General features: G+C 43.2%; 9 protein-coding genes. 4 read left to right on the top strand and 5 right to left on the bottom strand.

The features are described 5' to 3' along the window. The first annotated feature begins 86 nt into the window (after positions 1–86). The 4 genes from IHV80_RS22125 to IHV80_RS22110 all read left to right on the top strand — a co-directional run bounded on the left by IHV80_RS22125 (position 87) and on the right by IHV80_RS22110 (position 8112). A complete protein-coding gene (locus tag IHV80_RS22125; protein ID WP_192890989.1) occupies positions 87–2348 on the top strand; it encodes a lipase in 2262 nt (753 codons plus the stop codon). Further along, positions 2338–3531 carry an outer membrane protein transport protein gene (locus tag IHV80_RS22120; protein ID WP_192890988.1) on the top strand — a complete coding sequence of 398 codons (1194 nt, stop codon included), beginning with the start codon at positions 2338–2340 and terminating at the stop codon, positions 3529–3531. Before IHV80_RS22125 ends, IHV80_RS22120 begins: the two co-directional genes overlap by 11 nt. A 194-nt stretch (positions 3532–3725) precedes the next feature. Further along, positions 3726–5048, top strand: a complete 1323-nt coding sequence (locus IHV80_RS22115; RefSeq protein WP_192890987.1) for an efflux RND transporter periplasmic adaptor subunit — start codon at positions 3726–3728, stop codon at positions 5046–5048. Further along, on the top strand, positions 5035–8112 hold the full coding sequence (locus tag IHV80_RS22110; RefSeq protein WP_192890986.1) for an efflux RND transporter permease subunit: 3078 nt from the start codon (positions 5035–5037) through the stop codon (positions 8110–8112). The genes IHV80_RS22115 and IHV80_RS22110 overlap by 14 nt, the downstream gene beginning before the upstream one ends. A 97-nt stretch (positions 8113–8209) precedes the next feature. Here the strand turns inward: IHV80_RS22110 and IHV80_RS22105 are convergent, their stop codons facing one another. The 5 genes from IHV80_RS22105 to IHV80_RS22085 form a co-directional block, all read right to left on the bottom strand. After that, positions 8210–8962: a DUF481 domain-containing protein gene (locus IHV80_RS22105; RefSeq protein ID WP_192892199.1), complete on the bottom strand. Its 753-nt coding sequence runs from the start codon at positions 8960–8962 to the stop codon at positions 8210–8212. 190 nt (positions 8963–9152) lie between these two features. Continuing rightward, positions 9153–10049: a hypothetical protein gene (locus IHV80_RS22100; protein WP_192890985.1), complete on the bottom strand. Its 897-nt coding sequence runs from the start codon at positions 10047–10049 to the stop codon at positions 9153–9155. Between the two features lie 280 nt (positions 10050–10329). After that, on the bottom strand, positions 10330–10620 hold the full coding sequence (locus IHV80_RS22095; RefSeq protein WP_192890984.1) for a putative quinol monooxygenase: 291 nt from the start codon (positions 10618–10620) through the stop codon (positions 10330–10332). 202 nt (positions 10621–10822) lie between these two features. Beyond that, positions 10823–12196 carry an endonuclease/exonuclease/phosphatase family protein gene (locus IHV80_RS22090; protein ID WP_192890983.1) on the bottom strand — a complete coding sequence of 458 codons (1374 nt, stop codon included), beginning with the start codon at positions 12194–12196 and terminating at the stop codon, positions 10823–10825. A gap of 278 nt (positions 12197–12474) precedes the next feature. Next, positions 12475–13617, bottom strand: coding sequence for an acyl-CoA desaturase (locus IHV80_RS22085; RefSeq protein ID WP_192890982.1), 1143 nt, complete (start codon positions 13615–13617; stop codon positions 12475–12477). Positions 13618–13647: the final 30 nt, after the last annotated feature.

Below are 13647 nucleotides of genomic sequence, written 5' to 3'. Positions count from 1 at the left end.
ATTCCAACTTGTGTTGCCTTGCTCTCTCCGAATCAAAGTCGAACTTACCTCCGACTCAATCGGCAACTCAAATAACGATAAATCGCATGACCACACCAGTTAAATGCGAAAGCTACGAAGGAGCTGTTTTGAAATATTTCAATAAGCCATATCTATGTGGACTAATTACGCTTGCCTTACTCGGCTGTCAGTCTGAAGACTCGACTCAAGACCCCGTTTCGGTATTGGTTCCCTACAACATTAATGAATTACCAAAACCAAACGATGGTTATGGGTATGACGATGACGGAACCATTACCGGAGTCGGTGAAGACGTTGCCGCAATGTCATCGGCCAATGACTCTTATTATCAGGACTACAACAATTCATACGCAGCCCTAGACGGCTGGGGCCTTTGTGCAGAACCAATTTTAATCCCTCTACAAAGTGTTAATTCTGAAAAGCGTTTTCCACTAAAGAATGAAACCCTAACGGGGAACGTGGTGTTAATTAATGAATCAACAGGTTCGGAAGTTGCTACTCAAATATCGGCTGATGGTTCAAATATCATTATTCAATGTGAATCAGGTTTGGAAGAAGAAACGACTTATTCGATTGTAGTAACTGATGGGGTAAAAACTGAATTTGATGAGCCTTTAAAAGCAGACGCAAGCTTTGATGAGTTGATTTATTCAGACGTTCCATTAAATAGCGAAAAAGAAGACGTTCTTCAAGAGCAAGTATTGAGCGCTATTGATTCATATTATGCGCTATATCCAGATAAGGATACTCCTGTATATGCAGCGCAATTTAAAACTCAGAGTTCATATTCATCTCTCGATGCAATGAGAGACAATCACGTCAAGTTCAACACCAAATTTTTAGACGGTTATGAGAAAGTTCGAGAGTTTAATGGAGATTATAATCAATACAGTAAGCAATTAAGAATACCGTCTTATTTGCCTTTTACTGAAGCTCGAGAGTCTGAATGCACCATTGATGAGTTTGATCCGAAAGAAAACTGCCCACCACTCTATGAATGGATTACTAATGCCGACGGTGGTTTCCCTACTGCCGAGATGTCAGCCCCTAAAGTAATAGAATTCCTCAATATAACGGCTGATATTTATTTGCCAAATTACGAAGATACTCCAAGGCCAAAAGAAGCATCGACCGGATTTCCAACAGCAATATTCATCCATGGTGTTACGGCGGAGCGTGGCACTGCTTCTTTGATGGCTGCAGAATATACAAAAAAAGGTTATGCCGTTGTTGCGATTGACATGCCATATCACGGAGAACGAATGCGCTATGACAACACTGATACTGACCCTAATGATGGTGAAAAAACAGGAGTTGAAATAAGCGCTCGAGCAAATAAAGCGTTTTTCATTAATATAGATTCGCCTTTAGCACTGCGTTCTAACCTTCAACAATCTGTCTCCGATTTTTTGGGGCTTCGCTACGCGCTGAGCCAAGAAGCTTGGGTCAAAAAAGATGATATTCATTTAATCGGACAATCGCTAGGGGGAATCATGTCAGTGATGGTTAGTGAATTCAGCCAACCTACTCGTGATTTAAGTGATAATTCAGACTTTGCATTCAATACAGTGAACTTTGTTGTTCCGGGACAGGGGTTAACCAACTTGGTTTTGTCTTCTCAAACCTTAGGCCCTGAAATGTCTGAAGGCGTTAAGAAGTCTCCAGACGTTCAGAGAGGCATTGCTGAAACTGTCATACCAGATATCTGTACAGCAGAAGCGACGAATCAACAATGTATTGAAGCACTTAGAGAGTTCGTAGCTCTTTCGTCTGATAACGCACAACTTGTTAGTCAGTTAGAGAATGACATCTTCGATTTAGTTGTTACAGACCTTAAACAAGGGGTTCAAGCAACAATTGATAGTGCCGACCCTGCCAGCTTCATCTCTCGTCAAGTTAAGGCTGAGCAACCGACTCTTTTGTTAGCTGCCGTCGGAGACTGCGGAGAAACCTGCGATGTAGGTGTTGATTATGTACCGGATAGTGTTATCCCAAACAGCGATCCAAACAACATTCGTACAGGTACTGAACCACTCATTGCTGCACTTAGCTTAGATTCGATTATAGGCACAACGAAAAATGCCGAAGATTCTCGTGGAGTTGTTAGAACCACAACTGGCGGACATGGTACGTACTTGTTCCCGTACGAAGGACCTGTGGATGAGAATGGATTGCCGGGTATGCCGGGAGAAAATATGTCTGACGTACGTGAAGCTGTTGACACTCAGCAAGTTGCTGTTGCTTCAATGGTAATGAGTGACGGCTCAGTCGTAGTTATAAATAACGAAGATCACATTGAAACCGAGGTGCCTCAAAATGAAGAATAAACTCTTATTGGGCACTGTAGCAGCTCTGATCCCTTGTTTAACTAACGCAGCTGGCTTTCAACTTAACGCGCAGTCTGCAACAGGTTTAGGCCGTGCATTCGCGGGCGACGCGGTAATGGCAGATAGCGCAGCGATTGTTGCTAAGAATAGCGCTGCGATGGCTTACATCGAACAACCGATGTTGTCGGTAGGCGCTATCTATATCGATAGTGGTATTGATGTATCGAATATCAGTTATACGCCTTTAAAAGGGGATACCACATCACTGAGTGACCAAGATCTTAGCGCAGGTACTTTGGTTCCAAACATCCATTACGTGCATCCAATTCAAGATTCCCAATTTACCTTGGGCGCAACTATCCATTCTAATTTCGGTACGGATGTTGAGTTTGATGATTCGTTTGAAGCGGATGAGTTTGGAGGAAAAACGGCACTCTCAAGTATCAACGTTGGTTTTGCTATCGCTTATGAGTTGTCTGAAAAAGTCAACTTAGGCGCAGGCATTGATGTTATCTACGGAGAGGGCGAAATTTCGCGTAAAAATCTCCTGAATGTAGATGCAGACGGCTTCGCTTTAGGTGCCAATGTTGGTGCAACTTATCAAGTTAATGAACACAATAAATTTGGTATTACCTACCGTTATAGCCCGGATATTGAAGTGGAGGGTGACATCACGAAAGGAGGAGTAGCGGCTGAAAAAATGAATGTTCCGTTACCAGACACATTAGAGTTTTCTGGCTGGCATCAACTGAATGAACAGTGGGCTTTCCACTACAGCCTGCAATGGGTGAATTGGTCTGAATTTGACTCGTTAACATCTGATTCTTATGACGATTCTATTAAAGATTACCAATGGAAAGATGCGGGGCACGTTTCGGTTGGCGGTACTTACACCATGTCGAAAGACGTCGTCCTGCGAGCTGGCTACATGTATGACATTTCTCCAACCGATGAACTGACCTCTCTATCTATCCCTGATGTAAATCGTCATTGGTTAACCGTGGGTGGCACTTATCATCTTACAGCCGCTAGTTCTGTTGATTTAGGTGTCGGATTTATCATCGGAGAATCACAAGATATTGACGAAAGCCTGACGACGATCCCAGGAACGAGTTCCAATATAACTGCTGATGTGACTGCCGATGCTCTCTTACTCGGTGTTCAGTATCAGCATCGTTTTTAACTTTTACTTTGGAGTTCAGAACGTAAAAATTTAGGAATCATATAAAAATTTCAGGGCTCGACAGTGAGTTGAGCCCTTTTCTCATTATTAGCTGTTTTAGCATTATTTAAATAGCTGGAAGCTCATTAAGTAAGAAATAGCTGCTTAGAAAAACGTTTTAATTCAGACGAATTCAACGGTTATGGTTATTAAAAATGAAATTTACAAAACTTAGTAAAACAATCTGTTTGGCACTGTTTGCCTTACATATCTCTCCATCGTTTGCCCAAGACTCAAACTTGATTCCTGTGACTATCGAAAAAGCGCACAAACAAGCCTTCACTTCTTCAATCAACGAGGTTGGCAAAATCAGGGCAACGGATTCTGCTGCATTGACATTTAGTGCTTCCGACAAAATTCTGAATATCCATTTCAAAGATGGAGATTCAGTTAAAAAAGGTGAGCTGATCGCTCAACTGGACAATACCAAAGCGAAAGCCGATTTAGACAAAGCAAGAAGCTCTCTAGCGTTAGCCAAGTCGAAACTAAAACGGGTACAAGAATTACTAAAGAAACAGCCTGATTCTATGTCTCAGCAAGATGTGGAAGAACTGGGAGAGCAGGCGAATCTAGCAGCAGCTGATTTCCGTCAGAAAGAAGCGCTGATGAATGACTATTTGTTGGTTGCGCCATTTGATGGGCAGCTAACAAATTTTACTCACTCAGTGGGTAGTAAGATTGATAGCTCAACTGCGTTGGTGAGTTTGATCAAACTCGATCCTGTCGAAGTTCAGTATTCAATTGGGCAGTCTGACTTGGGTAACGCAAAACTAGGGCAGAATGTATCCATACAAGTTGATGCATTTGTCGATGAAGCCTTTTCTGGCGTGGTGGATTACATTGCGCCTGCGGTGGACGAGAGCTCAGGCCGTGTAGAAGTACACGCGCACGTGACTAACCCAGAACATCGCTTGGTTCCGGGTATGTTTGCCAAAGTAAGTCAGATGACGAGCGAAGACTCAACGCAGATGGTGGTTTCTCAAAATTCCGTTCAAGCAAAAGATGCAGAGCGCTTTGTTTGGGTAGTGAATGGCGAAAAAATCGAGCAACGCATTGTGGAGTTAGGCGTAAATACGAACGATGGTTACGTTGTTGTAGAAAAGGGCTTAAAACTGGGTGATAACGTCGTTGTGACGGGGCAACAGAATCTCAAGAAAGCGTCGCTGGTTAAGGTAATGAACCCAAATGCTGAACAAAAAACGGTAGAGCTAATCACGGAGCCGACAGACAAAGAGAACACTCAGCAGACTGCTGAGCCTAAAGTAGAAAAGACTGTAACACAGGTGGATGAACCACATCCGATTGAGCCTTCGGTTGATTGGACGGAAGCATCGGAAGGTGTAGACGAAGCGATCACTGAAAACAGCGAGCAAGCAGAAACAAACGCAACTGTTGAGGAATCTGCGAGCGAAGCTCAAAGCAAGGAAACATTAAGCAAGGAAGCCGTAACGAAGGAGAATTTGAATGAAGCTTCCTGAGATCTGTATTAAACACCCGGTGTTTGCGTCTGTTCTGAGCATCACCATTGTTTTGCTGGGGCTTTTGTCGTTTCAAAAGCTCTCAATCCAATACTTTCCTGAACATAAAACACCGTCAGCAACGGTAACTGCAGCGATCAATGGCGCCAGTGCAGAGTTCATGTCGCGTAATGTAGCAGATAAGCTAATTACCGCTGCAACTGGCCTCGACAGTGTGAAAGCCATGACGACGGACTGTCAGGAAGGAACGTGTAATCTAAAAATTATTTTTGAAGATGACATTGATGACGTCGAATACACCAGCTTGATGAATAACCTGCGCAGCAGTGTCGAAGCGATTGGTGATTTCCCGCCGAGCATGACGGATAAGCCAACAGTAACGGATGACTCTTCTGACACCAGCATGCCGAGTAACATTATCACGTTTGTGAATACTGGCAAGATGTCTAAGCAAGACATGTACGACTACATTAGTCAGCAAGTCGTGCCGCAGTTTAAGCACATCCAAGGTGTGGGTGGTATTTGGGGCCCATACGGTGGCAGTGAAAAAGCGGTGCGTGTTTGGCTGCAGCCGGATCGCATGATGGCGCTTAATATGAGTGCATCAGATGTGGTAGGCACATTGAGTTCATACAACGCGACATTTACTGCGGGTACTATCAAAGGGCAGGTAAGAGACTTCTCAATCAACCCAGTAAACCAAGTGACCAGCGTTGATGACGTGCGAGACTTGGTGGTTCGTGTTGATAATGGCAAGATCATTCGTATAGGTGATATCGCTGAAGTCAAAATGGGTGAAGAGAGCCTTACGCCGAGTATTCTTCGTGTGGATGACAACCTAGCGATGTCGATTCAGGTATTGCCACTGAAAAGTGAAAACCCAGTAACCGTTGCGAATAAAGTTAAGAAACAGATTGATGTGATTCAGCCTCAGTTGCCAGAAGGCATTGAGATGAAGATGGTTTATAACCAAGCTGATTTCATTAAAACGGCAATTGACGAAGGCTTCATGACTTTAGTTGAAGCGATTGTTCTGGTTTCAGCGGTTGTGGTTCTGTTCCTTGGCTCTTTTCGAGTCGCTTCTATCCCGATCATCACCATCCCGGTGTGTGTGATAGGTGTATTTGCAGTCATGCATTTACTGGGTTTTAGCATCAACGTACTGACCATTCTGGCGATCATTCTTGCAATTGGTTTGGTGGTTGATGATGCGATTGTCGTGGCTGAAAACTGCTATCGTCATATCGAAGAGGGTGAAACGCCATTTAACGCTGCAATCAAAGGGTGTCGAGAGATCGTTTTTCCAGTGATAGCGATGACGTTGACTCTGGCGGTTGTTTACTTGCCAATAGGCTTGATGGCTGGTTTAACCGCTGATCTATTTAGGCAGTTCGCGTTCACACTTGCGGCGGCGGTGATTATCTCTGGATTTGTGGCGTTAACGCTCTCACCCATGATGAGTGCTTATTTAATGAAGCCAGTATCAACCCCGGCGAAGTGGTATCAGAAGGTTGATGCAAAACTGAATGTGTTATCGGACTTATACACTAATGAACTGGGCAAATGGTTTGATCGTAAGGCTCTGATGAGTGGTATTGCTTTAGTGTTGATCGCTTTATCTGCCTTAGCGGTTTGGAAAATGCCTCAAGTGTTGCTTCCAACGGAAGATACTGGCTTTGTAGAGGTGACTTCAACACCACCAACAGGGGTTGGTCGTCAGTACCATTTAGATAACAACGAGCAACTTAACAGTGTATTCAAAGATAATAATTCAGTAGAAGCGAATTTGTCGTATATCGAAGGTACACCGACCAATCACGTTTTGTTGAAACCATGGGGCGAACGTGACCAGTCAGCCGATGAATTGGTGAATGAATTTATCGCTAAAGCACAAAGTTCGGTCTCTGCTTACGGCATGTCTTTCAAGGTTCGCTCAGCAGATAACTTAAACATTGCTACCAACATGATCCTTGAACTGACTACGGTTAACCGTGATACCACGATGCTGTCTGAAACCGCAAGTGAGGTCGTCAATGCGCTTGAGGATTACGAGGGTGTGACCAATACTAAGAACTCAATGTTGCGTGACCAATTACGTTATGACTTGTCGATTGATCGCAATGCGATTGTATTGTCTGGTGTTGATTACGGTAACGTAACCAATGCGTTATCGACGTTCCTTGGTTCTGTTAAAGCGGCAGATTTGCAAGCGGACGACGGTTATACCTACCCAATTCAAGTTCAAGTGAACCGAAGTGACCTTGGTGATTTCAAGGTGCTCGATAAGCTGTATGTGGATTCACAGTCGGGTCAAAGGCTTCCTTTATCTCAGTTTGTATCAATCAAACAAGTGACATCGGAATCTAACTTCAAGACGTTCATGGGTAAAGACAGCGCTGAAATTACCGCAGACTTGATGCCCGGATATACCGCGAGCGACGTGAAAGCCTACATCGATGATACGGTACCAAGCCTTTTGAAATCTGCTCAGAGCTACGAGTTCAATGGCATTGTAAAAGACCTCGTTGATTCAACTGCGGGCGCACAAGTGCTGTTCGTATTGGCGTTGATTTTCATCTTTTTGATTTTGGCGGCGCAGTTTGAAAGCTTTGTCGACCCGATGATCATCTTGCTGACGGTTCCATTGTGTATTGTGGGCGCGATTTTGACGCTTTCAGTATTTGGACAAAGCCTGAATATCTATTCGAAGATAGGATTGCTGACATTGGTTGGCCTAGTGACCAAACACGGTATTTTGCTGGTGGAGTTTGCCAACGAGAAACGTAAATCTGGCGCAAGTGCGAAAGAAGCGGCGATAAGCAGTGCGCGTTCAAGATTACGTCCAATTTTGATGACGTCACTGACGATGATCCTCGGTTCATTGCCATTAGCTTTGGCGGATGGTCCCGGTTCATTAGGCCGAATCAATATTGGTTTGGTGTTAGTCGGAGGTTTGACAGCCGGAACTTTCTTCTCACTGTTCTTAGTGCCTGTCGCGTACGTTGGCATGGCGAATTTAAAGCAAATGGACGTGCTGACTCGGTTAAGAACGAAAACAGCGTAGCGAGATGCTTTAGATTTAGCTAGATACTTCAAGGCCCTCATTGTGAGGGCCTTTTGCTATTGTGGGCTAGATTAAGTGAAGAAAGCAGTGAGGGCGGTTAGAAATCGTAGTTTAGATTCATTGAGCTGTAGATTTCGGCGTTACTTTGGTCAGATGCAACAGTGGTGTTGTAGATATATTCGGTATCAAAGGTTAGCGCCAAATTACCCATGAGAATGTTCTTTAGATAGCCTTTGAGGTTGTAGTTGGTGTTTTCCTCACCGTAAGCCATGTTTGCTGTAGCACCCATAGAAAACGTCTCTGTCAGCGTAAGTGAGCCATCAACACTGGCGTTGACGATCAGTTCATAGTTCTCTTTGTTCGGAAACTCTTCATCGGAGGATTGGCGTTGACTGATTCGGTAACCCGGACCAGCGGAGCCTTGGAGTTTGATTCTTTCAGTATCATAAAAATGGCGACCCAATCCTGTAGCCGTTATGAATTGCTTACGATAAGTACCAAAGTGGTCGTGTTCAAAACGTGTTGTCGCGACCAAATAGGTGACTTCGTTTAAGTCATAGCTGATGCCATAGTTGGTGGTATAGCGATTGGTGCCGTCTTCATCGTTTTCAGCATCGGTATAGTAGGTATCAAATTGGACACGTTGACCCCAGTTCTCTTTTTTGTATCCGACAGAGATTCCAGAGTTGATTGACAAAGATGAGCTGGTGTTTTGAGAGTAGATAAATCCGAGCTTGGTTAGGGTCGTAAAAGGAGATTTTTCAGCTTTTTCGTTTAACTCAGAACCTTCACTTAATACGACTTCGTCCTCGAGTAACACTTCTTCAACCTCTTCTGCGAATACGGGCATAGAGAAAGCGATTAGAACTAAAGGTAGCTTTGGTAGGAATCGCGTGTATGAAATTGTATTGGCTAATGGGTGCGATGTTCGTGAGATAGCGTGTTTCGACATAATGGTTTTGTATATAAAGTGATTTAACACGACCAACCTGGGGTTAGTCGTGATGAGTAGTCATGATTGAACCGTAAGGTCGAGTGAGTTACGACGCGATAGGCAAAGGGGAGAAGATGGTTTTAATCGCAGAAAACCCGTTGCCTCTATGAGGGTTGAAGTCTTCAATATGTACAAAGAATTCAAGGATCTCAGAGGGCTTGTCATCTTCAATCAATAAGAATTCCAGTAACCCTTTTTCGATATGACACGAAAGAATAGTTTCGTTGGAATGGTCTACTGAAATCTGTTCAACATTGATCACGACGCTTGTCTCGGGTAAGACATTGAAAGAGTCCTGCGCACATTTAAGAACACAGCTACACACATACTCTCGATACAAAGCATTACTTTCAGATAGGGATAGGGTTTCTAGCTTTACCTCACCTTGGGACAATATCTTTTTCTCTTTAGGGATTACGTTGTGCTTATTAACCTGAATATTGATTTCTAACAGGTGACCATTCTTATAGGTATTAAAGTTGTGGTTTATCAGCTTGGTGTCGACCACTGCCGCGTTCATCGGGTTTTGTTGAGCTTCAGAAAGGGCAGAAAGCTTTGCTTCGCTATCGTTGTTTAAAATACCTTTCGATAATTGATTGCCCTTGGCCCAGTAGCTGTAGCTTTGAACCCAATGAACAAATTCTGTTTTATATTGTTCGATGTCTTTCTCTGCTGCTCGTTCGACATTGCTTGTGAGGGTGTGAAACTTAGATTTGTTACCCAACAGTATATCTAGCCAGTATGGTTTGTATTCATCAAGCGCTTCCATGGCTTTGACTTTATGGTCAAAGCGAACCGTTGGCATTGCAGGCGCAGGTTCCATGGCACTCGACTCCCAATTGATTTTTGGCGTCGGAATGGTATGGACGGATTGGATTAAGTGGAGGTGCTGGTTGAACAAGCTCACTTCACTTACCGCTTCCTCAAGTTGTTTAGTATTCATCTACATTCCTATCGACTGTTGTTCTTGTAATTTGGCGTTCATTTTATGGCCAAATGACTCTCGGAATATTTCAATGAATGTGAATGATCTTTCGTGAGGTTGCTTGACATTGGTTTAGGAATATTTGGCTGCGGAGAAGTTTGGTTCTGTTTATGGGAGGGAATAAAGGAGTACAGAGACCTAGGCGCAGAGTGAGCTCGGAAAGCATAACAGGCAAGAAAAAAACGAAACCCTGCGTTAAGAACAGGGTTTGTCATTTAATCAGTGCCGAATTGATTGGTTATGCAATGTGCGTCATTTTGTTAAGCACAAAGGTTTCAATACAATCTTCAGTTGCAGCCATGTACTCAGCGATGTGTTGGCTCGCTAGGTGTTTATCTAGGTGCGCTTCAGACTCCCAGTTCTCATGAAAAACGAAGTGAGCAGGGTTACTGTTATCTTGGTGCAGGTCGTAGTTAATACAGCCGTCTTCAACACGGGTTTTATCGATCAGTTTAATCATCTCAGCTTTTACAAGCTCAGTTTTGTCTTCTTTAGAGACGACCGTTGCAATAATAGTCAGCTTGCTCATTGTAATTCCTTGGCTATAAACTCGTTAAGTTCAAGTAATATAAGCATCTATTAGTCGAAGAGAAAGAAGCGGAGTATCCAATAACTATGGTTCTTGGTGTCCACAATTCAAATTCGAGAGTACAAAGCTGGTGGCAATCGGTTTCGCTCATTAAAAAGCCCTCATAGCAATATGAGGGCTTTTTAGGTCTCAATTGAATGGGTTAGTTACTGAAGTCTGCTTTGATCCAGACCATACGGTGATCAGATGAAATTTCTTTACTATCCCCATTAGAGTCGGGGATTCGAGAATCAAAGATTAAAGTACGGCCATCTTCATTTGTGGCAGGCCAGTATACTCCGGAATCAACGATGTTCATCGTCGCTGATGGTAGTGCGTAATCGACCGCTAATCCGAAATTTGAAGTAATGCGACTTGGTTGCGGGTGCTGTAGTGGTTTATCAGCAGCATACTCTGCTGCACCATCACTTGTAGGGTATAAACTGCCATTGGTGACTTCTTGGTTAACTAACGAGTCGTTGTGCAAGTTTAGCATTACGGAACTAATACCGTCGCCATCGACAGGATCTAAGTTTTGGTCACCCATCATGACAAAGTGTTTGCCTTGCTCTAAGCCGCCAGTTTTTCCAGAATCATCATAGATAAAGGATTTGTTCTGGATGTATTGGTGCCAGAAGTCGACTTCTGCTGCGTTCTGTTCAATGTTTTTACCTACATCGAAAGCGGGTGGAGTAGGGTGTGACATCAGTAAATGAACGGTTTCAGTTCCATCTTTGGTTGGTATGAGTATTGGTGCATCAACGTGGTTCTTTGAAGATAAACGAATTTCTGCCCATTCAGCTGTTGTGTACCATTCATCGCCGCAAACCATACCTGTTGGGAACTTACTAGGATCGTCGCAAACAGTGATTGTTGGAATAGTAGCGCCTTCAAGATCTTTCCATTTGAACTCTTGGAATGTACGAGTGTTAGCGGTGTCGATCTCGTATTTAGACATCAGAGCGAACGCGTATTGTCCATGATAGAAACCGAAGCCCCACGCATCCCCAGGTAGTGTTCCAGGAGTTCCGTCATTGTCTAAATCGAATCCAAACTCGTTCAATAAGCCTGTGTTGGTCGAGTAGCTTTCAAAGTATGGATAGGAAATTGGCTCAAGGTTTGCGTCACCGCCTGCACCTTCGATACTTTGAGCAACCGAAAGGTAGTTCTTTTGAAACCCTTCTAACGCTGATTTATCAGTACCCGTACCGTCATTGTTAAACTCAGCCATCATCAGTACATCAGGACGATTCTTTTGAATCACGGCTGCCACGTTACGAATTTGAATAACCTTAGCAGCAGTATCTCTGTCAGATACATCAATCGTATTATTTAAATAATCGGTTACTAGCGTTGCTTGAACACTTGGCTCAATCTGCATTTCAGTTACGAGATCTTGGAATGTCGCACGATCAAAAGACAAGTTATAAGTAGCGATCTTTACTTCTTCAGGTTGAACGTAATCAGTGTCGCTGCTGCAACCAATTAAAAGCGCAGAAGAGATAGCGAAAGCGATAGAGGTTTTTAACATTTTCATAAAATGGGTCCGCTGATTGCTGAAAGAATTTTGGGACGCGCATGTTATGAGATGGATACCATTCTGTAAGTGATATTTGTCACAGGTATGATTCTAGGATGACATTTTGTTGCATTGGAAATGTGATATTTGGGACTAGTGTCTGTAATTAGAATAAAGACTTAAAATTCATAAATTTAATTAGAACTGCGAATTAAAAAGCCCTCATAGAAATATGAGGGCTTTCGCATAAGAAGTAAACAGCTTTGTTATTTGTGTGTTAAGCGTATTGTTTTACCTTAAGCATATTGTTCCACTGTCATTGCCCAATTTTTCTTCTGTTGTTCGAAGTTCATTTTGATTTGTTGGTAACGAACTTTAAGTACAGAGTGTTCATATTTTTTCACAACATTTTCGCGTTTGCTTTCAAGTAGTTGTTTTTTTACTTCGTAATATTCGTTCATATTTGACACGAGTGCATCGAACTCTTGTTGAAGCTTGTCTGCGATTTGTTGTTTGTCGGCACGGTGCATGATTTTTTGCTGTGTGCGCTTAAGTAGCATTGCTGCTTCTGCTTTCTCAATGCGCGCTTGAGGCGTTTTCTTAAGCTTACTTGCTAGGCCCATCAATGAAGCACTCTTAATCAACCATTTCGTTGGATCGTATTGCCACCAGTAAATGCCATTACGGTAGTCGTTCTCAAAGATGTGGTGGAAGTTATGGTAGCCTTCGCCAAAAGTGAGTACTGCTAACACACCGTTATCGCGCGCTGTGTTTTTGTCAGTAAAAGGTTGGCTACCCCAGATATGAGCAAGAGAATTTATGAAGAAGGTTGTGTGGTGGTTAAGTACTAAACGAACAGCACCCACGATTAACAACATGCCAATCACATCACCGTAAATCACACCTAATGCGATAGGAACACCGATGTTCATGAGTAGCGCCAGCAGAACGTAATGCTTGTGCTGCCACATCACAATCTTGTCTTTTTTCAGGTCGCGACAGTTTTCGTAATCAGCATACATTGCTGTGTTGTAATTACGGATCATCCAACCAATGTGTGAATACCAGAAGCCACGTTTGGCTGAGTATGGGTCTTTGTCGTTGTTGTCGACATGCTTGTGGTGCACACGGTGGTCAGAAGACCAGTGTAGCGCACTGTTTTGGAGGGCAAATGCACCACCTAAAGCAAACAGGAATCTTAGGCTTGAATGCGCTTCAAAAGCTTTATGAGACCATAAGCGGTGATAGCCTGTTGTGATAGACAGATTACAAAAAGTAAAACAGACCGCTAGCCATATCCAGTGCTCCATTCCATAGCCAAAAAAGTAGCCATAAACGGGAGCCGCAACAACAGCAAGCAGCATACTAGAAGAAAATACAAAAATATTGAGCCAGATTAATGGTGGCTTTTTTGTTGATGGTTTGTCAGCACTATTCATTAGCAAATTTCCATTGGGCTTACATCTGTG

This window comes from Vibrio bathopelagicus (assembly GCF_014879975.1).
Lineage (GTDB): Bacteria > Pseudomonadota > Gammaproteobacteria > Enterobacterales > Vibrionaceae > Vibrio > Vibrio bathopelagicus.
The sequence above is the reverse complement of the archived record's forward strand: the minus strand, read 5'-3'. Positions and strand labels throughout refer to the sequence as shown.